The organism is Cyanobium gracile UHCC 0281 (genome assembly GCF_034931305.1).
Taxonomy (GTDB): Bacteria; Cyanobacteriota; Cyanobacteriia; order PCC-6307; family Cyanobiaceae; genus Cyanobium; species Cyanobium gracile_A.
Genome location: NZ_JAYGHY010000013.1, coordinates 25,392 through 42,205, shown reverse-complemented (window position 1 = coordinate 42,205; position 16,814 = coordinate 25,392). Strand labels below are relative to the sequence as shown.

Genomic DNA, 16,814 nt, shown 5'->3' with positions numbered 1-16,814 from the left:
TGTGCTGCCCCTTCCGCGCCCAGCAGCGGTACGTTCAGGTGCGCTGCTGCCAGCGGCGGGGATTCTGGCGGCCATGAAGGGCTATCACCAGGATTTCAGCGCTCTGCTCTCGGAAGTAGACGGCATAGGGAAACTGCCGCAGCACGAGCCTGCGGATCTCCCCGTGAATCAGAGGGAAGGATCGGGGATCGCGGCGGATGCGCTCCACCGCAACAGCGACGGCTTCAGCGAAGTCCCGAGCCAATGCCGGCTCAAGTCTCCCGTACCAGCGCTGGGTTTCCAGCAGATCCTCCACCGCCTCCGGCAGGAAGCGAACCGCGGGCATGGTCATCCGATGCCGAGCTGGCTCCGCACCTCATCCCAGGGCACAGCCGCTTCGGAGTTGTCGCGATGGGTCGCCCAGCGCCGGTCGAGCTCGGCGCAGAGGGCAGGGTCCACCGGCAGCGCGCCATCCCGGGACTGGTCATCGAGGCTGTCCCAAAGGGCGATCGCCAGGGCCAGCCGCTCGTTCTGGGGCAGTTGCAGCAGGTCAGACTTGGGCGTCATCGCCACTCCTCCCGGCAAGCAATCCATCGTAAGCGCGGTCGAAGCCGGGCAAAGGGACTGAAGAGATGGATGCCATGGCACGTGAGCTTCTCCTCCATCAGTGCCACCCCCTGTCACACCCACCAGGATTCCCCCATGCCCCCCGCACCCCTCCGCCACCTACGAGCGACTGGTGGGCAAACTGCTTGGGGGGGTGCGAAGAGAGAGCGACCCTCACGCCGTTCTCCACAACCGGAACTCCACCTGCTGAGAGGCTGCCTGAAAGTCCTTGTCGGTTGTCAGCAGCGTCAGCTCGTAGCGCTGGCAGAGTTGAACGAGCAGGGCATCGATGGTGCCGATCTGGATCCCTCGGCGGCGGCAGACATTGCGGATTTCGGCTGCTGCAATGTGGTCCTGCTTGTCGGGCTGGAGGAAAGCGAGGGCGGAAAGGCGCTCCACGAGCTGCTCTCGGTTTTTGGGGCCGGCAAAACCCTGGAGGACCTCCTTGAGCACCAATCCCGTGGTGAAGACCTGCTCGGCACCCTGGAGAGCGGCACGGAGGGCGACCACCTCAGGCACGCCTGGCTGGCCATCACGGCGAAAGGCCAGCGACCAGACCGAGGTGTCGACCAGCAGGCTCACCGCTGGCGTTCCCGTTCGGCCTTGTAGTCGTAGCCAGGGTCCCACTCGAGCTTGCCGAAGAGCTCGGCAACCTGTCGCTGCTCCCGGCGCGCGATGAACTCCTGAAGGGCTCGGGTCACGGCGGCCTTCTTGGTGGGCTCACCGCTCACACGGAACGCGTGATCAAGCAGGTCCTGATCGAGAGCCAGATTCGTGGCCATGTGTGACCTCCCTGTGAGGTGGCTACACATTAGATCCTTCGGCCTGGCTGAGGGGGCTAGCAAAGGCATGGCACCTGGCATGGGCTTCTCCTCCATCAGTGCCACCCCCTGTCACACCCACCAGGATTCCCCCATGCCCCGCCCCAGCGCAGGACGTGGCCCGGCAGATCCTGGCCAGCGGATGGTGGGCAAGGTTCACCTTCAACGGCATCACCGCCTGTGGCAACGGCGCCTACAGCCTGATCGGCGGCGATGAGCTGAGCGACGCCGAGCGCGACGCGTTGCAGCAGCTGTGCCGCCAGCACCTCGATGCCTTCCGCGAGCAGCGCGGCGAGGAGGTGTTCGCCCACCGCAGCCGCCACCGCAGCCCGATCAGCGGCTCGGTGAAATACCGGGTTCACCGAGGCGCTCGGGGCCGCTGCGAATGCTGCGGGGCGCATAAGCACCAGCGGGCCCTGGAGGTGGCACCCATCATCCCCAAAAACCAGGGCGGCTCCGACGCCATCACCAACCTGCAGGCGCACTGGAGGGCAGCGGCAGGGTGCTGCTGGAGAACGCATTCGAAGCTCTGCATTGCCGACGCCTACCCGGTGAGCGAGGGGCACAGCCTGGTGATCCCGCGTCGACAGTTGGTGGACGGGATGGGCTCAGGTCTCCAGGTCACGCTCCACCGTGTTGGTGGGCCAGTCATCCTTGTCACGGATTCTCCAAGGCCTCCCCCTTGGCCGCCCCCAGCACGCTGTTCTCCACAACCCGGACCATCAACAGCAGGCTGAACAACGCCTCGGCGCAGACCTCTGCGCTGAGTCCTCTCTTTCTGCCGAGATCCGTCACGTAGGCGGCCGCCTCAGCCACGTTGGCTTCAGCGAATCAGGATGTTCGCGTCCAGGACCAGGCGCTTGCGCTCCACCCTCAGGCCGTTGGCGTCTCACGGTGACCCTTCCGCCAGGCCTTGAAGTTGGCACTGAGCGCGTCTTCGCTGAGACCGAGACGCTCCAGTTCAGCCTGCATCAGCCGGCCAGCTTCCAACACCTTCTCCCGATCACTCAGGTTGCCCTGCTGGGGCAAGGGCACGTGGAGGCCAATGGTGCGGCCATGGCGGGTCACCTCCATCGGCGTGGGGGATTCCAGATGGGAGGCCAGCCTGGACCTGAGTTCACGGATGCCAATACGGGTCGCCACGCTTGCCTCCTGGCAAATGTGTACACACTTTCAGTTGCAGGACCATGGCTCAGACCACCAAGCCAAGGATCTGCCCCACGATCGCCAGCACCTCCTCCAACTGGGAGTCCTGCAGTCGTCCGATGGGATGGGGGCGTGCACCCGTGGCGCGCCAGTCGAAGGATTTGAGTTGATGGCACAGCACATAGCGATGGGCACCCGGCCGATCGGGGATGGGGCCCAGATCCACGGCAAGGGTGGAGCCACGGTTGTAGGGAGCTGAGGTCATCGCACAACCCACCACCAGGCCCACGGTGGAGTGGAAGGAGGCGCTGGACAGCACCGCAAAGGGATGGTGATCCTTCATCTCGCGGCCGACCTGGGGGTTGTGGTCGATCCAGATCACGTCACCGCGATCGGGCACCCACGCCTGGCCTCCTCGGCGGGGGCTCACTCGATGACCTCAGCCCCGAGCGGAGGGAAGGCCATGGCCTCCGTGGGTTCGCCAGGCATGGGCTCGTAGGCCGCCAGCCGTTCGGCCAGAGACAGGCGAGGCTGAACCGGCCGGATCAGTACCCCACCTTCCACGACGGAGAGTTCCACGGACTGATCTTCCTGCAGTTGAGCCTCCCGGGCGATAGCTGCGGGCAGGCGAATACCGAGGCTGTTGCCCCAGCGGCGCAGGGCCTGGCGCGAAGGGGCAGCAGCCATGGGAATCAGGCGTATAGACAGAGGTATAGACGCCTCAAGCGGTTGGGGCGGCACAGCAAGAAGGGATCCCAGCAGGGGCTCCTTCCTGACGGGCCGCCCAAAACCAAACCTGGCCCGGTCGCCCGGCTAGATCCTTCTGGATAGAAGTCACAGCTCTGCGCTCAAACAGACATTCGCTGCTCCAGCCGCTCCGCCAGCCACACTTTGATGATCGACTGACGCGTAACGCCGAGGCGACTGGCTTCGCGATCGAGCTGATCGATCATCCACACGGGGATGTCAACATTGACGCGTTTCTGCTCCAGTCGACGGCGACGGGCACCGCCGAGGTCGAGGGCCTCGAGCACGGACTCGCCGGCATCGAAACGTTGATCGAAATCAGAACTGTTCATAGAGCTCCACCTCTTCTGGTCTGGACCGCCGAACGGAAATCAATCGGATGCACTGGTCGCGGTAGGTGATCACGGCTGACCAGTGCTTGAGGCCAATCCTGCCGATCACCAGAAATCTTGGCTCCCCGGTGGTGCGGGCCTGAAGCTCCAGGAGCTCCGAATCGTTCCAGAGCTGCTGGGCAGCAAGGAAATCGATGCCGTGCTTGGCAAGGTTGGAGGCACTCTTGGCCGGATCGAACGCGAACTCCATACGGTGCTGATTCTATACCTTTTCGGCTCTCAGGGTCATCTCCGAATCAGAAAGCCCTCGTCCTCGGGACAGGATGCTGGATCCCGGTTCTCTGCCTTCTGCCTGCCGTCCACCCTCACAACGCCGGACCCTGGCCCACATGGCGCTTGAGAGCACGGGTCGGGGACTGGGGCGGCACAGCCACACCAGAAGGGATCTCAGCAGGGGCGCCAGCCTGACGGGCCGCCCAAAACCAAACCTGGCCCGGTCGCCCGGCAGCCGCCAGCATCGCTCCATTGCCTCCAGCCCCTCCACCACCTGCCAGCGCCTGCGCGAGTACATCGCCGAACGCATGCGGATGAGCCCCATCGACCAACCGCTCATGCTCATGGAGCTGCTGGGGAGGAGCAGCCCCGCCCCGGCGCAGGACGTGGCCAGGCGAATCCTGGGCGAAGACGTGACCCAGATCGAGTGCACTACCGAACGGGTGAAGCGCATGGTGGGCAAGGTGCTCACCGGCAACGGCATCACCGCCTACGGCAACGGTGCCTACAGCCTGATCGGCGGCGACGCGCTGCAGCAGCTGTGCCGCCAGCGCCTCGATGCCTTCCGCGAGCAGCGCGGCGAGGAGGTGTTTGCCCACCGCTCGCGAAACCGCACCCCGATCAGCGGCTCGGTGGCATACAGGGTTCTCACCCGTGCCCAGGGCCGCTGCGAGTGCTGCGGTGCCCACGAGCACCAGCGGGCCCTGGAGGTGAACCACATCATCCCGACAAACCAGGGCGGCTCCGACGACCTCAGCAACCTGCAGGCCAGCGACACCCTGCGCCGCTCAGATCAGAACGGCAAGGTGGCCGCCACATCCGAGAGACGGATCAGCAGGGTGTCGGGGTCGATGGGTGAGGGATCAAAGCCCATGTGGAGATAGAAGCTGCGGGCTTCCGCGGAGGCGACATGAACCACGATGGCCCGCACGCCGATCTGAGTGCTGGCCTGCAGCACCCGCTCGAACGCATCGGCGAGCAGGGCGCGAGCGATGCCGCGTCCCTGGACACTGCGGCAGACCGCCAACCGCGCCAGCACCACCACTGGAATGGGATCGGGCCTATGGCGCCTGAAACGCCCAGGGGCTGAGGCCACGGCCACGGAGCCGGAGGCCTGGGGTTCCCCCATACCCCCGCCGCTCTCATCCACCTACGAGCACCTGCGCGCGTTCATCGCCGAGCGGATGCCCATGAGCCAGGTGGTGAAACGGCTGCCCGGCGCCGAGAACACTGAAGTTCAATGCCTAACAATCAATGCCTTCCGACTCAGCCCGATGAGGACATGAGTTTCAAACAGCCGCCTCAGCTCCGGCAGAACACGAAGCAGCAGGGCGGTGAGATCCTGGTTGCCGATGTTGCCCGTGGCCACAAGCAGAAGTCTGGCAGGAGTGCCGCGCAAGAGATGACTGCGGACGAAATCAGCATCCTTACTGAAGACAACTCTTCCATCGCTGTCGGCAATGGAGGAAATCATATTGTCAGCGCTGCGATTCCCATCAGGCAGATCAAGGGTGTGCAGGACGTCGCAACCCAATTGTTCCAGCGGCCGAACGAGAGATCGTAGCAGCTGGGCATCCAGCAGGATCCTCATGCAGAGAGGACGTCAACTCGCTGAATTCGGGAAAGCTGGGTTGCGTACTCAAGCACTGCCGTGATGTCTTCAGCCTCGAGATCTGGATAATCGGCAAGAATTTCAGCCGCACTCATCCCAGCTGACAACAGTTCGAGCACCATCTCCACGGGATAACGCAAGCCGCGGATGGTTGGCTTTCCATGGCAGATCTCAGGGTTGATGGTGATGCGCCTAAGGGGGACAGCAGATCACGACCGTGAGCTGGTAGTGGCGCTGGCATGGGGATCTTTTGGGCCTCTCCCTCACCAGTGCCACCCCGTCTCACCCCAGCCGGATGCCCCCATTGCTCACCGGAGGATCTTCCTCGCGTCCTTGAGGAGCAGAAGCAGTTGCTGCTGGCGCTGCGGCGATGCAGTGAATCCGAACCGGGTGTAAAAGCGTGCCGCGTCTTCGTCGATGGGATGGGTCGGGATCGCCCGAATTCCGGCCTGATCAGCGATCACCAGCGTCCGACGGATCGCGTCCTGGAGCATCCCGACACCGAGGCCACGTCCTGGAGGATCTGCCGCAAGGTACCGACCCTCAGGGGCTTGTGGGCTGGAATGGTGAGGTGCTGCTGCTGGCCGTCAGGGCTTCGGCTCAGCCGCATGTGACTACCTGTTTGACGGGTCAGGACGTAGCCATGGCGCCCCAGGCGTTCGGCCAGGAACTGGCCGTTGACGTCCCGCGGAATCCTCACAGGGCCAGCAGTTCCTGCCTCACGTGATGGAGGCGGATCAGGGGGGGCGCCTCGCCGGGATCGAAGTGGCAGACGACCGCGTCGCGGATCGCCTGATGGAGCTCCTCAAGGGTGTCGGCTTCGGTATGGATGGCGGCAGCGGCTGCACTGGCCCGGTAGGAGCCGACCTCCGCTTCCTCGACCAGGAAAAGGATTTCCTGCATGGCGCCCTCCTGTGTCACCAGTCTTGCAGTGGTGGGCGGGATGCTGCACCCCTGCCTGCAGCTACGCGATCAATGCCCCAACAGCTGGAGCCCGAAGGCCATCATGATCATTGTCTCTGCCGTAAGGCCCGAACAGCCGCGATCAGTTGAGGCAGGGATTGCTCACAGATCAGCAACACCTGTTCACTGTCGAGATCGAAGTATTGATCGGCGATCACATCGCGAAACCCCATGGCACCCCTCCAATCAACCGATGGAAATTCAGCCTGCAGAAGCCCAGGCCAGTGACGTTCGAAACGTTTGAGAGCCTCTCCGATCGCCAGGAACTGCATGCAGATCACATCAAGAAGATCTCGTCCCAGTTCCGAATCGACTTGTGAGGGATCCTGAAGAAGAGGCTGACTCTTACTGCTGGCACGTTCAAGGGCAGCCAAAAGGTCATCCAGCAACGGGCCGGAGCCTTCCGTCATGGACGCCGGCCTTCATCAAGGATGCGCTGCTTGAGGGAGGGGTTCATGCGCTCGCGCAACCGCACCACATCCACAGACGTGCTCAGCAAGGTTTCCAGCTCCTGCTTGAGGTGCACCAGGGCATAGGGGGTGAGCGGATCCAGCCGCACCCACACGTCGACATCGCTGTCGGGGCGGGCGTCGCCACGGGCAACGGAACCGAAGACGCCGATATCGACCACGTTGAAGCGCTTTTGCCAGTCGCCACGATGGAGCCGCAGGGTGCTGAGCACCTGTTCTGTCCGTGGGCTGGTGATGGTCATCGGGGTTCCGATCTGGAGGCCATTCTGCCGGGATGGTGTCCGTGCTGCACCGCGGCTCTAAGTTGCTGCGAGCGTGGGTCGGGGACTGGGGCGGCACACCCACACCCGGAGCCGGGTTGCCCGCAGCCGCATTACGCCCACACCAGAAGGGATCTCAGCAGGGGCGCCAGCCTGACGGGCCGCCCAAAACCAAACCTGGCCCGGTCGCCCGGCAGCCGCCAGCATCGCTCCATTGCCTCCAGCCCCTCTGCTGCCTTCCTTCTCCTGAGCACGTTCATCACCAAGCAGAGGCACATGAGCCCCATCGACCCACCGCTCATGCTCCTGGAACTGCTGGGGCGCCGCAGCCCAGCCCCAGCCCAGGACGTGCCCCGGCCAATCCTGATCAGCGGATGGTGCGCAAGGTGCTCACCGGCAAGGGCATCACCGCCTACGGCAACGGTGCCTACTGCCTGATCGGCGGCGACGCGCTGCAGCAGCTGTGCCGCCAGCGCCTCGATGCCTTCCGCGAGCAGCGCGGCGAGGAGGTGTTTGCCCACCGCTCGCGAAACCGCACCCCGATCAGCGGCTCGGTAGCATACAGGGTTCTCACCCGCGCCCGGGGCCGCTGCGAGTGCTGCGGGGCGCAGGAGCAGCAGCGGGCCCTGGAGGTGGACTACATCGTCCCGAAAAACCAGGGCGGCTCCGACGCCATCACCAACCTGCAGGCGCTCTGCTTCTACGGTGTGCACGCCAGCTACTGCCACCGCGAAGCGAGCTGTGTGTTCTGCGCGCTGGAAGGCAGCGTCCGGGTGCTGCTGGAGAACGAGCTGGCGCTCTGCATCGCCGATGCCGATCCCGTGAGCGAGGGGCACAGCCTGGTGATCCCGCGTCGTCATGGGGCCGACGGGCTGGAGCTGCACCAGCCGGAATGGAACGCCGTGGTGAAGCTGCTGAAGCTGCGGCGGGAGCAGCTGAGTGCCCAGGACGCGTCGATCAGCGGCTGGGCTGGTTTGCTCAATGCAAGCGGGTGCTGAACTCAGGCGAGGTGGCGGGGCAGACGGTGTTTCATGCGCATGGGCATCTGATTCCCCGGCGCACAGCTGATGACGATTCCCCTCGCAGAGCGTTCGGGGGGGGGGTCAAGGGCAAACAGCACGTCTGAGCCTTGGCCTGCCCGTCGGTCGTGCGGATGAAGGGGACTGGGGCGGCACAGCCACACCCGAAGCCAGGTTGACGGCAACCCTCAAGCTCCCCACGCTCAGAGTCGATCGAGAAGCCTGCCGCTCACATACTTGTGAAGGACACTGCTGATCAGGGTCTGGTAGGGAATGCCCTCCTGCAGGGCACGGGCACGCAAGGCGCCCAGATCCTCACTGGTGAGGCGAATGTTGATGCGCTGATCCTTGGTGGCCGTTGACCTTGCGGAGGCTTCCAGGCGGGAGCGCTCTGCAGCCGTAGCCGCCGAACGGAGCGTGCCCGCTTCGAAGGCTTCCAGGATTTCCTGCTCTTCGTGATCAAGGGGGTTCATGGTGCGTCTCCTGGGCGGTAGGCGATGGTGGCTTTACGGCTGGGAATGATGGTTTTGAGAAAGAGGTGATCGTCAGCCTCGACATAAGGCACCAGATGGGCATAGCCGGAGATCAGAACGACAAGAATGCGCTGGCCTGGGTAGCGGCCCTGGTTCGGATGCTCAACGATGTCGAGCAGATCACCGGATTCGATAGCGACCACCACGGCCTCGAAGGAAACGCCTCGTTGAAGCTGAAGGACCTCGTTCTTGCCTGAGCTCCAGCGAAAGGGCTTCATGGCAACACCCTAAGACCCTGTGTGCCTTTTGTCATCAGCATTGGGGTGGGGGACTGGCGCGGCAGAGCCCGAAGGGATTCCAGCAGGGGCGATGGCCTGACGGGCCGCCCAAAACCAAACCTGGCCCGGCCGCCCGGCAGCCGCCAGCATCACTCCATGGCCTCCAGCCCCTCTGCTGCCTTCCTTCGCCTGCGCACGTTCGTCGCCGAGCAGATGCGCATGAGCCCCATCGACCAACCGCAGATGCTCCTGGAACTGCTCGGCCGCCGCAGCCCTGCCCCAGCGCAGGACGTGGCCCGGCGGATCCTGGGAAGCGCATGGTGGGGCGGGTTCACCTTCAACGGCATCACCGCCTATGGCAATGGCCACGACAGCCTGATCGGAGGCGACGAACTGAGCGACGCCGAGCGCGACGCGCTGCAGCAGCTGTGCCGCCAGCGCCTCGATTCCTTCCACCGCCGCTCAACAAGGCGGTGAAGCTTCATCAGGGGTTCGAGGCACCAGCTGGATCTCCACATCGCAGCCGAGCACATCGGCGTAGCGGCGGAGAGTAGACAGTGCGGGCAGGTGCTTGCGGGATCCCTCGAGCCGACTGATGGCGCTGCGCGTGGTGCCCATCCGCACGGCGACCTCCTCCTGGGTGAGACCGGCCCGCTGGCGTGCCTCGAAGAGCTGCCTGAGCAGACGGAATTCCCCGGCGGCCTCCTGCCGCGCTTGGCTGTAGCCCGGCACCTGATCGAGCCGGGCGCGTTCGGCACCGCGATTGCGGATGACGGGTTGATAGGGGATGTCAGGCATGGCGGTTGACGTTCCTGAGGCGTTCGCGAGCGATGAGGAGCTCACGCCTGGGTGTTTTCTGGGTCTTCTTCACGAAGACATGGAGCACGGTGATCACTCGCCCACTGCAGAAGCAGTAGAAGGCCCGGCCGATACCTGAACGGCCTTTGGGCCTGAGTTCGAACATTCCGCCACCCATGGCCTTGGAGTGAGGAAGCCCGACCTCGGGACCGTGATCTTCGAGGAGGTCGAGCAGCTCGTCGCATCGCGCCAGCAGATCCACGGGCCAGTCCTCGATGTCCTCGCGAACACGAGCGTTGTAGTACTCAACCCGAAACGGCCCTTCCATGTTAGCGCGCGTGCTACGTGCCCACGGGGCTGACCCGCTGATGGGCTCTGGGCGCCAGGCCGTTGTGGGGTGAAGGAGAGCGCATGAGTGCCATGGCAGCAAGGCTTCTCCTTTGTCAGTGCCACCCCCGTCACACCCGCCAGGATTCCGCCATGCCCCCGACCCCCTCCGCCGCCTACGAGCGCCTGCGGCAGTGCATCGCCAAGCGCATGCGCATGAGCCACATCTACCAACCGCTCATGCTCATGGAGCTGCTGAGTAGGAGCAGCCCCGCCCCAGCGCAGGACGTGGCCCGGCGGATCCTGGCCAGCGCATGGTGGGCAAGGTTCACCTTCAACGGCATCACCGCCTACGGCAACGGCGCCTAAAGCCCGATCGGCGGCGACGAGCTGAGCGACGCCGAGCGCGACGCGCTGCAGCAGCTGTGCCGCCAGCGCCTCGATGCCTTCCGCGAGCAGCGCGGCGTAGAGGTGTTTGCGCACCTCAGCCGCCTTCAGAGCTCAGCCTCAACCACTTGGTCCAACTGGTCAGCCAGAGCCGGAATGCTCTCGGAAACGATCTGCCAGATGGTGTCTTCTTCCAAGCCGAAGTAGGCATGCGCCAGAACATCGCGGAGGCCAGCAATGCGTCGCCAGGGCAGCTGGGGGTGCCGCTCACGGACCGCTGGCGGGATCTGTTTCGCCGCTTCACCCAGCACCTCCAGGTTGCGGAGTACGGCGTCAACCAACATCTCGTCAGCAAGAAATTGCTGCCTGGTGAGTCCCTGGCTATATCGGAGCACCTTGGAGCAGCACAGCTGCATGTCCTGGAGGAACAGCGGCCAATTGCGGGCACTTCCCCGTTCAGGCAAGCGGAATGGCCTCCTGCTCAATCCGCTGCCGCAGTTCAGGGCGAAGACCGCGGCGCGTCACCAGGTCCACCCGGGCGCTGAGCAGGTCTTCCAGGGCCAGCTTGAGGTCCATGTACTGCTCGAAGCTGGGGCTGGAGGGGAAATCCACCAGCAGGTCCACGTCGCTCTGCAGCCCTGCCGCACCGTGGATCACAGAGCCGAAGACGCGAAGATCCTGGCCACCGTGGGCAGCTGTGAGCGCGAGCAGCTCGGGGGCCATCTGCCTGAGCCGCTCAAGCGTGGGTGGCTGTCTGGGATCCATGGCTCCCATTCTGCTGTCCGCCACTGGCCCCCGACGCGACCACGGTCCACTCTGGCTGCATGTCCCCGGCCCCTCCGGCACCTACGAGCGCCTGCGCGAGACCATCACCAAGCAGATGCGCATGAGCCCCATCGACCAACCCCTCATGCTCATGGAGTTGCTGGGGAGGAGCAGCCCCGCCCCAGCGCAGGACGTGGCCCGGCGGATCCTGGGCAGCGGATGGTGGGCAAGGTGCTCACCGGCAACGGCATCACCGCCTACGGCAACGGCGCCTAAAGCCTGATCGGCGGCGACGAGCTGAGCGACGCCGAGCGCGACGCGCTGCAGCAGCTATGCCGCCAGCGCCTCGACGCCTTCCGCGAGCCGCGCGGCGAAGAGGTGTTCGCCCACCGCAGCCGCCACCGCAGCCAGATCAGCGGCTCGGTGACGTACAGGGTGCCCACCCGTGCCCGGGGCCGCTGCGAGTGCTGCGGCGCGCACGAGCACCAGCGGGCCCTAGAGGTGGACCACATCGTGCCCAGGAACCACGGCAACTCCGACGCCATCGGCAACCTGGAGGCGCTTTGCATCGCCGTTGCCGACCTGGTGATCGAGGGCCAAGCGATGAGCTTCAAGCGCTGTGCCCCCAGGGCTATGGGCAACTGCCACGTTCAGCGGTAGCCAAGGAATTCCTCCATGGTCATGCCGATGTCCTTGGCGATCTGACGAAGCAGCGGTGGCGCGATGTCACGGCCCTGATGGGCTGGAACGGTGGTGCCGCGTCCACGTGCATCGCGGAACTGCAGATGGGATCCGCGTTAACGGACAAGCTCAAAACCCAGTTTCCGCAGGATGCCGACCACCTCCGAGGGCTTGAGAACCGGTGTCGAGCCCACGTTCAAGCCGGAACAACGATCTGCTGCAGGCCGACGAAATCGCTCTCCAGGCTCGGCTCGCCGTCCTCCAGCAACATGGCGATCACCTCCTGGAGATTGGCCTGCAGCTCGTCGAGCGTCGCCCCCTGGCTGTGGGCGCCGGGGAAGCCAGGCACATGGCCCACAAGCAGACCTGTCTCGCTGCAGCGTTCGATCACGGCGGAGTAGGTACGCACGATCTGACCAACCTTCACTGGCCGCATCGTAGGTACCGCGGCTGGGCGTGCCGATTGGTGTGGGACATCCATCGGAGGGTGATGGTCTTCTCGTCTACAAGTGCCACCCCCCGTCTCACCCCAGCCAGGATGCCCCCATGTCCCCGCCCCCCTCCACCACCTACCAGCGCCTGCGCGAGTTCATCGACGAGCGGATGTGCATGAGACCCATCGACCAGCCACTGATGCTCCTGGAACTTCTCGGCCGCCGCAGCCCGGCCCCGGCACAGGACGTGGCCCGGCGGATCCAGGGCAGCGAATGGTGGGCAAGGTGCTCACCGGCAACGGCATCACCCGCTATGGCAACGGCGCCTACACCCTGATCGGCGGCGGCGAGTTGAGCGATGGCAAGCGCGACGCGCTGCTGGAGCTCTGCCGCCAGCGCCTCGATGCCTTCCGCGAGCAGCGCGGCGAAGAGGTGTTTGCCCACCACCGCAGCCGCCACCGCAGCCCGATCAGCAGCTCGGTGAAAGACAGGGTTCACCGATGCGCCCGGGGCCGATGCGAGTGCTGCGGCGCTCACGAGCACCGGCGGGCCCTGGAGGTGGACCACATCATCCCGAAAAACCAGGGCGGCTCCGACGCCATCAGCAACCTGCAGGCGCTCTGCTTCCGCTGCAACGCCGGCAAGCGCGACGCCTGTTTGCCTACGCAAGAGGGCGCACCGACTTCCGCGGTGTGCAGGCCAGCTACGGCCACCGCGAAGCGGGCTGTGTGTTCTGCGCGCTGGAGGACAGCGGCCGGGTGCTGCTGGATAACGAGGGGCACAGCCTGGTGATCCCGCGTCGTCATGGGGCCGACGGGCTGGAGCTGCACCAGGCGGAGTGGAACGCCGTGGTGGAAGTGCTGAAGCTGCGGCGGGAGCAGCTGAGTGCCCAGGACGCGTCGATCAGCGGCTGGGCTGGTTTGCTCAACGCAAGAGGGGGGCTGAACTCAGGCGAGGCGGCGGGGCAGACGGTGTTTCATCCGCACTGGCTTCTGATTCCGAGGCGGGAGGGGGATTCTGAGGAGCCGCGGGGTGGGGTGCGGGGTGTCATCCCAGGGCATCAGGCCTGCTGACGACAGCCTGAACAACCTCAGCTACAACGCAGAAAGCGCCCGGTGCCACTGGATCACGATGCGAGTCATTCCTCTTGTGGTCGTGAGACTGATCAGAACCGATATGGCCGCCATGGGTTCACTTTGAAACTCCAGCGCGGGGCGGTTGGCATGGTGAAGGCGTCCACCAGCTCCTGGTGGCTGGGGAGCAGCTCCTTCTGGGAGATGGTGCGGATGGTGGTTCGTTTCCAGCTGCAGATGCCTTTGAGGGCAGCGGCGGGTCCGCAGAGCAGCTTCATCCGAGCCTCCAACAGATCCTCCTTCTGCTTCAAAGGCTGCAGGCCGCTGTGCAGCTCGATCCAGTCGGCGTGGAGGGCCTCGGTCCGGGAGGAGCGAGCAAGCTTCAGCGGTTCCGATCCGGCGATGGTCTGCGCTGCGCAGAGCTCCTTGAGGGGATTCATGTCGTCAGACGGTGTAAGCTTCGGCGCCTGGCGCAGGCTGAATCGCGACTGGATCCGGCTTGATCCCAGTTCTGCGAGCAGATCGGGGTAGGCCTGGCCGAATCCACTGGAATCGAAACGGCTGCCAGCCTTCGTGTAATGGTGGCCGCAGATGCCCTCAATGTCTGACGTTTCTGTGCCCCCGAACAACTGAAGCTCTAGAGCCACTCGATTGAGTTGCTGTTTGCGTTCCTTGATGGCGCGCACCACCCCGACCATCTCGTGGTGCATGTCCTTCGCCTCGCTGTCCGGCAGCAGTTCCTCTGCGGTGTCCTCGGTGGCGGCAAGAGTCTCCAGCTCGGACGAATGGGTGTGGAGATGTTCCAGCTCGCGGCGGATCGCTTCGGCTACATCCACAAAGGGGCGGATGCCCTCGCCCCCGGCGCGGAACCACTCGCCACTGACGCGGTGGCGGGCCAGTTGCTGGTGCACCGATGTTTCAAGCTCGGAGATCGGAGCCGTGGTGGTGAGCGATTCGGCCACCACGAGAATCCTGGGATTGCCGGTCTGGTGCTCGAGCAGACGGTCGAGGCTGGAGCGACCGGTGTCGTTGTCGCGAACTAGGCCGATCTTGACGTAACTGCCACTGGTATCGCCGAACGGATCCTGTTCGGTGATGAAGTAGAGGGTGCCGGGTGTGTTCCGCTCCATCGGTGTCGCAGCTATTGACAGGATCATGCCTGCGCCCGATACGTCCCGAACGTCATCCCGTGCGAAGGACGGGATCCCAGCCCGCGCGCAGGCTCATCTCCCTCACTCGCAGACAGTGGTGATCGTGCCGAACAGGCCCTGGCGAGAGCAGCATTTGGTGGTGGAGCCGTCTGGGCGGGTGATGGTGGAGTTGGTGTTGCCGAACAGGTCGGGCCTGCTCTTGATGGTGGTGCCGCTGTCGGATTGGCAGGAGCGTGTGCCGAAGAGGCCGTCGCGGCAGGTGAATTCCTCTTCATCATCCTGTGCAGAGGCCGGTCTAGGGAGTGTTACTGAGATCAAGCTCAAAGCCAGCAGCGGCAACACCGTGGTGCTTGACTTATTCATCTGATGCATAACCAAGAAGATGAAGAGCTGCTCTGACTATTCTAGCTGGCGTGATTTCAGTACTCCAGCCTGGATAGTGGCGCAGGGCCGAGAAAGGACGATGAGGAAAGCTCAAAACCCAGGCAGTGAGGTCATGCCTGCTGCACAGTTGCTTGGCCCAGAACCGGGCTCAACCGGGTCTGCCCTGGCCCGAGTCGGCGAGAATCGGCCTGCCCTGCTGTTCTACCTGTGCCATTTCGGCCGTGCCCTCAGGGGGCTCTGGGCGACCTCGGCCGCTTTGAACGGAAGCACCACGGAGAGATCGGATGACTGGCAGCAACGCAGTGATGCTCACCCTGGCCTTGGCCTTCGGGCTGCTCGCGAGTTTTGGAATCCTGCGGGGCCTCCGTGCAGCTCGGCGCCGGGCCTCTGTGCACGCCGATCTCCCAGCTGCAGTGGTTGCTTCAGCCACCCTGCCGGCGCCGACCCTGGCGACGGTGGCGCCGGTGCTGCCATCGGCCCCGCTCAAGGCGACCGTGCACTACACCGATGCCAAGGGGCAGAGCAGCGTGCGTGAGGTGGTGATCCATAGCCGCAAGCTGCAGGGGGAGGGCCGCCATGCGCTTAACGTCCGCGAGAGCGGCAACCCCACGCCGAAGATCTATCTGATCGAGCGGATCAGCAGGCTCGACTACACGGTGGAGGGGGAGCTGTGGTCCCTCACCTCGGCTGGGCTGATCCGCGAGTTGCTCGTGTCCGCGATCCCGCTCAAGGGTGAGCGCCCGCCTCGCCACGCCCGGCCAGCGCCGCAGACGGAGCCCCAGGAGCCCGAGGAAACCGTGGAGACCTCCTTGGCGCCTGCCCCACTGGCAGGACCCGCCCCCCTGGCCTCCCTGCTTCCCAGCGGCGCCCGCGGCTTCGCCGTGATCGATCTGGAAACCACCGGCTTCGGCGCCGATCACCGGATCCTGGAGATTGCGGTTCTCCGCCTGGAGCCCGACGGCCTCCTGAAGGACGTGTGGGACACGCTCGTGCATCCCGGCATGGCAATCCCCGGCGGCAAGGCTCAGGAGAAGCACCGCATCCACGATCGGATGGTGACGAACGCCCCCAGCTTTTCGGCCGTGGCAGCCGACCTGGCCGCGCGGCTGGACGGGCATGTGCTGGTGGCCCACAACCTGCCGTTCGATCAGGGTTTCTTGGAGCGCCGCTTAGCGGCGGTGGCGGGCATCCGCATCAACCTCGGCCGGGGGCTGAACACGATGCAGGGCAGAGAGAGCCTTGAATCACTCTGTCAGCGGCTGGGTGTGGACCTGCCCCCGGAGCAGGCCCACAGTGCCCTCGTCGACGCCCGGGCCCTTGCACAGGCCCTGCTGGAGGGGATCAACCATCTGAAACCGGCCGAGGCGGCCGTGGCGGTTGAGCGCAACGGCGCCACCGGCGGCTGTGAACTGCAACCCCGCTCAGCGGTGCAGACCGAATTGCAGACGACTGAAGTGCCGGAGGGCTGGAAATCACTGCCGGTGCCGCTGGTGGCCGGCACGGAATTCATCAAGACCGATGTGTCTGACGCCGTCGCCGACGCTCTCGCCCAGCACCTCGGCCTGGTGTATCGGAAGGCCCAGAAGGTGCCGGTGCGCCGCAAGCCCACCTTTTTGCTGGCGGATGATCTTGCGTCCAACAACACCAAGATGCGCGAAGCCAAGCAACTGCAGCTGCCGGTGCTGCTGGTATGTGACATCAAGGACCTGGCGGCAGGCTCCGAGGCCATGGGATGGGTCTATGACCCGGGGGAAGAGCTGTCAGCGATGGACTGACGCTTCCCAATCTCTGAAGCTGGGCGCAACTGCCGGTGCCATTAGCAGATCTGAGCATCA

38 protein-coding genes are annotated in these 16,814 nt (G+C 64.8%); 10 read left to right on the top strand and 28 right to left on the bottom strand.

The window, feature by feature from the left end; all coding sequences use genetic code 11:
* Window positions 1-34: 34 nt before the first annotated feature.
* The 4 genes from VB739_RS06150 to VB739_RS06135 all read right to left on the bottom strand — a co-directional run bounded on the left by VB739_RS06150 (window position 35) and on the right by VB739_RS06135 (window position 1,367).
* The gene (locus VB739_RS06150; protein WP_323356219.1) at window positions 35-331 is read right to left on the bottom strand and encodes a type II toxin-antitoxin system RelE/ParE family toxin; all 297 of its coding nucleotides are present in this window, start codon (window positions 329-331) and stop codon (window positions 35-37) included.
* Window positions 328-546: an addiction module protein gene (locus VB739_RS06145; protein ID WP_323356218.1), complete on the bottom strand. Its 219-nt coding sequence runs from the start codon at window positions 544-546 to the stop codon at window positions 328-330. The genes VB739_RS06150 and VB739_RS06145 overlap by 4 nt, the downstream gene beginning before the upstream one ends.
* Window positions 547-759: 213 nt before the next feature.
* Window positions 760-1,167: a PIN domain-containing protein gene (locus VB739_RS06140; protein ID WP_323356217.1), complete on the bottom strand. Its 408-nt coding sequence runs from the start codon at window positions 1,165-1,167 to the stop codon at window positions 760-762.
* Window positions 1,164-1,367: a type II toxin-antitoxin system VapB family antitoxin gene (locus VB739_RS06135; RefSeq protein ID WP_259735988.1), complete on the bottom strand. Its 204-nt coding sequence runs from the start codon at window positions 1,365-1,367 to the stop codon at window positions 1,164-1,166. Before VB739_RS06135 ends, VB739_RS06140 begins: the two co-directional genes overlap by 4 nt.
* A gap of 155 nt (window positions 1,368-1,522) precedes the next feature.
* On the opposite strand from VB739_RS06135, the gene VB739_RS06130 reads away from it, so the two are divergent.
* Complete coding sequence (locus VB739_RS06130; protein ID WP_323356216.1) at window positions 1,523-2,143, top strand: HNH endonuclease; 621 nt, start codon at window positions 1,523-1,525, stop codon at window positions 2,141-2,143.
* A gap of 136 nt (window positions 2,144-2,279) precedes the next feature.
* On the opposite strand, the gene VB739_RS06125 is transcribed toward VB739_RS06130, so the two are convergent.
* From VB739_RS06125 to VB739_RS06105, 5 genes are all read right to left on the bottom strand, one after another.
* Window positions 2,280-2,549 carry a prevent-host-death protein gene (locus VB739_RS06125; RefSeq protein WP_323356215.1) on the bottom strand — a complete coding sequence of 90 codons (270 nt, stop codon included), beginning with the start codon at window positions 2,547-2,549 and terminating at the stop codon, window positions 2,280-2,282.
* A 49-nt stretch (window positions 2,550-2,598) separates the two neighbouring features.
* On the bottom strand, window positions 2,599-2,952 hold the full coding sequence (locus VB739_RS06120) for a type II toxin-antitoxin system PemK/MazF family toxin (protein WP_323356214.1): 354 nt from the start codon (window positions 2,950-2,952) through the stop codon (window positions 2,599-2,601).
* 26 nt (window positions 2,953-2,978) lie between these two features.
* Window positions 2,979-3,239, bottom strand: coding sequence for an AbrB/MazE/SpoVT family DNA-binding domain-containing protein (locus tag VB739_RS06115; protein ID WP_323356213.1), 261 nt, complete (start codon window positions 3,237-3,239; stop codon window positions 2,979-2,981).
* A gap of 161 nt (window positions 3,240-3,400) precedes the next feature.
* Window positions 3,401-3,631, bottom strand: a complete 231-nt coding sequence (brnA, locus tag VB739_RS06110) for a type II toxin-antitoxin system BrnA family antitoxin (RefSeq protein ID WP_323356212.1) — start codon at window positions 3,629-3,631, stop codon at window positions 3,401-3,403.
* Window positions 3,618-3,881, bottom strand: a complete 264-nt coding sequence (locus VB739_RS06105) for a BrnT family toxin (protein WP_323356211.1) — start codon at window positions 3,879-3,881, stop codon at window positions 3,618-3,620. Before VB739_RS06105 ends, brnA begins: the two co-directional genes overlap by 14 nt.
* 139 nt (window positions 3,882-4,020) lie before the next feature.
* Between VB739_RS06105 and VB739_RS06100 the strand changes: the two genes are divergently transcribed.
* A complete protein-coding gene (locus VB739_RS06100; RefSeq protein WP_323356210.1) occupies window positions 4,021-4,788 on the top strand; it encodes an HNH endonuclease signature motif containing protein in 768 nt (255 codons plus the stop codon).
* Here VB739_RS06100 and VB739_RS06095 read toward each other — a convergent pair.
* From VB739_RS06095 to VB739_RS06060, 8 genes are all read right to left on the bottom strand, one after another.
* A complete protein-coding gene (locus VB739_RS06095; RefSeq protein WP_323356209.1) occupies window positions 4,698-5,033 on the bottom strand; it encodes a GNAT family N-acetyltransferase in 336 nt (111 codons plus the stop codon). The genes VB739_RS06100 and VB739_RS06095 overlap by 91 nt on opposite strands.
* A 108-nt stretch (window positions 5,034-5,141) precedes the next feature.
* A complete protein-coding gene (locus VB739_RS06090; RefSeq protein ID WP_323356208.1) occupies window positions 5,142-5,495 on the bottom strand; it encodes a DUF5615 family PIN-like protein in 354 nt (117 codons plus the stop codon).
* Window positions 5,492-5,698 (bottom strand): DUF433 domain-containing protein, encoded by a 207-nt coding sequence (locus VB739_RS06085; RefSeq protein ID WP_323356241.1) that lies wholly within the window; start codon window positions 5,696-5,698, stop codon window positions 5,492-5,494. Before VB739_RS06085 ends, VB739_RS06090 begins: the two co-directional genes overlap by 4 nt.
* 126 nt (window positions 5,699-5,824) lie before the next feature.
* Window positions 5,825-6,010, bottom strand: coding sequence for a hypothetical protein (locus VB739_RS06080; RefSeq protein ID WP_323356244.1), 186 nt, complete (start codon window positions 6,008-6,010; stop codon window positions 5,825-5,827).
* Window positions 5,977-6,126, bottom strand: a complete 150-nt coding sequence (locus tag VB739_RS06075) for a hypothetical protein (RefSeq protein ID WP_323356240.1) — start codon at window positions 6,124-6,126, stop codon at window positions 5,977-5,979. The genes VB739_RS06080 and VB739_RS06075 overlap by 34 nt, the downstream gene beginning before the upstream one ends.
* Before the next feature lie 86 nt (window positions 6,127-6,212).
* Entirely contained in the window at window positions 6,213-6,419 is a 207-nt protein-coding gene (locus tag VB739_RS06070) for a 2-oxoisovalerate dehydrogenase (protein WP_323356207.1), read from the bottom strand.
* Between the two features lie 107 nt (window positions 6,420-6,526).
* Window positions 6,527-6,889, bottom strand: a complete 363-nt coding sequence (locus VB739_RS06065) for a DUF86 domain-containing protein (protein WP_323356206.1) — start codon at window positions 6,887-6,889, stop codon at window positions 6,527-6,529.
* Window positions 6,886-7,191, bottom strand: coding sequence for a nucleotidyltransferase family protein (locus VB739_RS06060; RefSeq protein WP_323356205.1), 306 nt, complete (start codon window positions 7,189-7,191; stop codon window positions 6,886-6,888). The genes VB739_RS06065 and VB739_RS06060 overlap by 4 nt, the downstream gene beginning before the upstream one ends.
* Before the next feature lie 392 nt (window positions 7,192-7,583).
* On the opposite strand from VB739_RS06060, the gene VB739_RS06055 reads away from it, so the two are divergent.
* Window positions 7,584-8,207, top strand: a complete 624-nt coding sequence (locus tag VB739_RS06055; protein ID WP_323356204.1) for an HNH endonuclease — start codon at window positions 7,584-7,586, stop codon at window positions 8,205-8,207.
* Window positions 8,208-8,431: 224 nt separating this feature from the next.
* On the opposite strand, the gene VB739_RS06050 is transcribed toward VB739_RS06055, so the two are convergent.
* Window positions 8,432-8,701: a hypothetical protein gene (locus VB739_RS06050; RefSeq protein ID WP_323356203.1), complete on the bottom strand. Its 270-nt coding sequence runs from the start codon at window positions 8,699-8,701 to the stop codon at window positions 8,432-8,434.
* Window positions 8,698-8,979, bottom strand: coding sequence for a toxin (locus VB739_RS06045; RefSeq protein ID WP_323356202.1), 282 nt, complete (start codon window positions 8,977-8,979; stop codon window positions 8,698-8,700). Before VB739_RS06045 ends, VB739_RS06050 begins: the two co-directional genes overlap by 4 nt.
* 156 nt (window positions 8,980-9,135) lie before the next feature.
* Here VB739_RS06045 and VB739_RS06040 point away from each other — a divergent pair, with 156 nt between their 5' ends.
* Window positions 9,136-9,456, top strand: coding sequence for a hypothetical protein (locus VB739_RS06040; RefSeq protein ID WP_323356201.1), 321 nt, complete (start codon window positions 9,136-9,138; stop codon window positions 9,454-9,456).
* On the opposite strand, the gene VB739_RS06035 is transcribed toward VB739_RS06040, so the two are convergent.
* Together VB739_RS06035 and VB739_RS06030 are read right to left on the bottom strand one after the other, a co-directional pair.
* Window positions 9,442-9,777 (bottom strand): helix-turn-helix transcriptional regulator, encoded by a 336-nt coding sequence (locus VB739_RS06035; RefSeq protein WP_323356200.1) that lies wholly within the window; start codon window positions 9,775-9,777, stop codon window positions 9,442-9,444. The genes VB739_RS06040 and VB739_RS06035 overlap by 15 nt on opposite strands.
* Complete coding sequence (locus tag VB739_RS06030) at window positions 9,770-10,105, bottom strand: type II toxin-antitoxin system RelE/ParE family toxin (protein WP_323356199.1); 336 nt, start codon at window positions 10,103-10,105, stop codon at window positions 9,770-9,772. Before VB739_RS06030 ends, VB739_RS06035 begins: the two co-directional genes overlap by 8 nt.
* A 152-nt stretch (window positions 10,106-10,257) precedes the next feature.
* Here VB739_RS06030 and VB739_RS06025 point away from each other — a divergent pair, with 152 nt between their 5' ends.
* Entirely contained in the window at window positions 10,258-10,473 is a 216-nt protein-coding gene (locus tag VB739_RS06025; RefSeq protein ID WP_323356198.1) for a hypothetical protein, read from the top strand.
* Between the two features lie 125 nt (window positions 10,474-10,598).
* Here VB739_RS06025 and VB739_RS06020 read toward each other — a convergent pair whose 3' ends face one another.
* Window positions 10,599-10,907: a DUF86 domain-containing protein gene (locus tag VB739_RS06020; RefSeq protein ID WP_323356197.1), complete on the bottom strand. Its 309-nt coding sequence runs from the start codon at window positions 10,905-10,907 to the stop codon at window positions 10,599-10,601.
* A gap of 40 nt (window positions 10,908-10,947) precedes the next feature.
* Complete coding sequence (locus VB739_RS06015) at window positions 10,948-11,256, bottom strand: nucleotidyltransferase family protein (protein ID WP_323356196.1); 309 nt, start codon at window positions 11,254-11,256, stop codon at window positions 10,948-10,950.
* Between VB739_RS06015 and VB739_RS06010 the strand changes: the two genes are divergently transcribed.
* Window positions 11,255-11,539, top strand: a complete 285-nt coding sequence (locus tag VB739_RS06010) for a hypothetical protein (protein ID WP_323356195.1) — start codon at window positions 11,255-11,257, stop codon at window positions 11,537-11,539. The two genes, VB739_RS06015 and VB739_RS06010, sit on opposite strands and share 2 nt — an antisense overlap.
* Before the next feature lie 95 nt (window positions 11,540-11,634).
* Entirely contained in the window at window positions 11,635-11,916 is a 282-nt protein-coding gene (locus VB739_RS06005) for an HNH endonuclease signature motif containing protein (RefSeq protein ID WP_323356194.1), read from the top strand.
* Here the strand turns inward: VB739_RS06005 and VB739_RS06000 are convergent.
* The 3 genes from VB739_RS06000 to VB739_RS05990 all read right to left on the bottom strand — a co-directional run bounded on the left by VB739_RS06000 (window position 11,907) and on the right by VB739_RS05990 (window position 12,830).
* Window positions 11,907-12,041 (bottom strand): type II toxin-antitoxin system HicA family toxin, encoded by a 135-nt coding sequence (locus VB739_RS06000; RefSeq protein WP_323356239.1) that lies wholly within the window; start codon window positions 12,039-12,041, stop codon window positions 11,907-11,909. The two genes, VB739_RS06005 and VB739_RS06000, sit on opposite strands and share 10 nt — an antisense overlap.
* 92 nt (window positions 12,042-12,133) lie before the next feature.
* Window positions 12,134-12,346, bottom strand: coding sequence for a type II toxin-antitoxin system HicB family antitoxin (locus VB739_RS05995; protein WP_255024643.1), 213 nt, complete (start codon window positions 12,344-12,346; stop codon window positions 12,134-12,136).
* 160 nt (window positions 12,347-12,506) lie between these two features.
* Window positions 12,507-12,830: a hypothetical protein gene (locus VB739_RS05990; protein WP_323356243.1), complete on the bottom strand. Its 324-nt coding sequence runs from the start codon at window positions 12,828-12,830 to the stop codon at window positions 12,507-12,509.
* Between VB739_RS05990 and VB739_RS05985 the strand changes: the two genes are divergently transcribed.
* Together VB739_RS05985 and VB739_RS05980 are read left to right on the top strand one after the other, a co-directional pair.
* Complete coding sequence (locus VB739_RS05985; RefSeq protein ID WP_323356238.1) at window positions 12,804-13,163, top strand: HNH endonuclease signature motif containing protein; 360 nt, start codon at window positions 12,804-12,806, stop codon at window positions 13,161-13,163. The genes VB739_RS05990 and VB739_RS05985 overlap by 27 nt on opposite strands.
* Window positions 13,064-13,444 (top strand): HIT family protein, encoded by a 381-nt coding sequence (locus VB739_RS05980; RefSeq protein WP_323356193.1) that lies wholly within the window; start codon window positions 13,064-13,066, stop codon window positions 13,442-13,444. The genes VB739_RS05985 and VB739_RS05980 overlap by 100 nt, the downstream gene beginning before the upstream one ends.
* 92 nt (window positions 13,445-13,536) lie before the next feature.
* Here VB739_RS05980 and VB739_RS05975 read toward each other — a convergent pair whose 3' ends face one another.
* Window positions 13,537-14,574: a hypothetical protein gene (locus VB739_RS05975; protein ID WP_323356192.1), complete on the bottom strand. Its 1,038-nt coding sequence runs from the start codon at window positions 14,572-14,574 to the stop codon at window positions 13,537-13,539.
* Window positions 14,575-14,676: 102 nt separating this feature from the next.
* Window positions 14,677-14,958: a hypothetical protein gene (locus VB739_RS05970; protein WP_323356191.1), complete on the bottom strand. Its 282-nt coding sequence runs from the start codon at window positions 14,956-14,958 to the stop codon at window positions 14,677-14,679.
* A 434-nt stretch (window positions 14,959-15,392) separates the two neighbouring features.
* Here VB739_RS05970 and VB739_RS05965 point away from each other — a divergent pair, with 434 nt between their 5' ends.
* Entirely contained in the window at window positions 15,393-16,754 is a 1,362-nt protein-coding gene (locus tag VB739_RS05965; RefSeq protein ID WP_323356190.1) for a 3'-5' exonuclease, read from the top strand.
* Window positions 16,755-16,814 lie beyond the last annotated feature (60 nt).

Bases quoted from the DNA above. Each gene is read 5' to 3' on its own strand.
- VB739_RS06150 (WP_323356219.1), bottom strand. From the start codon at position 331: ATGACCATGCCCGCGGTTCGCTTCCTGCCGGAGGCGGTGGAGGATCTG.
- VB739_RS06095 (WP_323356209.1), bottom strand. From the start codon at position 5,033: ATGGGGGAACCCCAGGCCTCCGGCTCCGTGGCCGTGGCCTCAGCCCCT.
- VB739_RS06010 (WP_323356195.1), top strand. From the start codon at position 11,255: ATGGCTCCCATTCTGCTGTCCGCCACTGGCCCCCGACGCGACCACGGT.
- VB739_RS06050 (WP_323356203.1), bottom strand. From the start codon at position 8,701: ATGAACCCCCTTGATCACGAAGAGCAGGAAATCCTGGAAGCCTTCGAA.
- VB739_RS06135 (WP_259735988.1), bottom strand. From the start codon at position 1,367: ATGGCCACGAATCTGGCTCTCGATCAGGACCTGCTTGATCACGCGTTC.
- brnA (WP_323356212.1), bottom strand. From the start codon at position 3,631: ATGAACAGTTCTGATTTCGATCAACGTTTCGATGCCGGCGAGTCCGTG.
- VB739_RS06060 (WP_323356205.1), bottom strand. From the start codon at position 7,191: ATGACCATCACCAGCCCACGGACAGAACAGGTGCTCAGCACCCTGCGG.
- VB739_RS06025 (WP_323356198.1), top strand. From the start codon at position 10,258: ATGCCCCCGACCCCCTCCGCCGCCTACGAGCGCCTGCGGCAGTGCATC.
- VB739_RS06090 (WP_323356208.1), bottom strand. From the start codon at position 5,495: ATGAGGATCCTGCTGGATGCCCAGCTGCTACGATCTCTCGTTCGGCCG.
- VB739_RS06015 (WP_323356196.1), bottom strand. From the start codon at position 11,256: ATGGATCCCAGACAGCCACCCACGCTTGAGCGGCTCAGGCAGATGGCC.
- VB739_RS06030 (WP_323356199.1), bottom strand. From the start codon at position 10,105: ATGGAAGGGCCGTTTCGGGTTGAGTACTACAACGCTCGTGTTCGCGAG.
- VB739_RS06035 (WP_323356200.1), bottom strand. From the start codon at position 9,777: ATGCCTGACATCCCCTATCAACCCGTCATCCGCAATCGCGGTGCCGAA.
- VB739_RS06065 (WP_323356206.1), bottom strand. From the start codon at position 6,889: ATGACGGAAGGCTCCGGCCCGTTGCTGGATGACCTTTTGGCTGCCCTT.
- VB739_RS05975 (WP_323356192.1), bottom strand. From the start codon at position 14,574: ATGGAGCGGAACACACCCGGCACCCTCTACTTCATCACCGAACAGGAT.
- VB739_RS06075 (WP_323356240.1), bottom strand. From the start codon at position 6,126: ATGCGGCTGAGCCGAAGCCCTGACGGCCAGCAGCAGCACCTCACCATT.
- VB739_RS06070 (WP_323356207.1), bottom strand. From the start codon at position 6,419: ATGCAGGAAATCCTTTTCCTGGTCGAGGAAGCGGAGGTCGGCTCCTAC.
- VB739_RS05970 (WP_323356191.1), bottom strand. From the start codon at position 14,958: ATGAATAAGTCAAGCACCACGGTGTTGCCGCTGCTGGCTTTGAGCTTG.
- VB739_RS06055 (WP_323356204.1), top strand. From the start codon at position 7,584: ATGGTGCGCAAGGTGCTCACCGGCAAGGGCATCACCGCCTACGGCAAC.
- VB739_RS06040 (WP_323356201.1), top strand. From the start codon at position 9,136: ATGGCCTCCAGCCCCTCTGCTGCCTTCCTTCGCCTGCGCACGTTCGTC.
- VB739_RS06045 (WP_323356202.1), bottom strand. From the start codon at position 8,979: ATGAAGCCCTTTCGCTGGAGCTCAGGCAAGAACGAGGTCCTTCAGCTT.
- VB739_RS06080 (WP_323356244.1), bottom strand. From the start codon at position 6,010: ATGCTCCAGGACGCGATCCGTCGGACGCTGGTGATCGCTGATCAGGCC.
- VB739_RS06100 (WP_323356210.1), top strand. From the start codon at position 4,021: ATGGCGCTTGAGAGCACGGGTCGGGGACTGGGGCGGCACAGCCACACC.
- VB739_RS06105 (WP_323356211.1), bottom strand. From the start codon at position 3,881: ATGGAGTTCGCGTTCGATCCGGCCAAGAGTGCCTCCAACCTTGCCAAG.
- VB739_RS06020 (WP_323356197.1), bottom strand. From the start codon at position 10,907: ATGCAGCTGTGCTGCTCCAAGGTGCTCCGATATAGCCAGGGACTCACC.
- VB739_RS06145 (WP_323356218.1), bottom strand. From the start codon at position 546: ATGACGCCCAAGTCTGACCTGCTGCAACTGCCCCAGAACGAGCGGCTG.
- VB739_RS06115 (WP_323356213.1), bottom strand. From the start codon at position 3,239: ATGGCTGCTGCCCCTTCGCGCCAGGCCCTGCGCCGCTGGGGCAACAGC.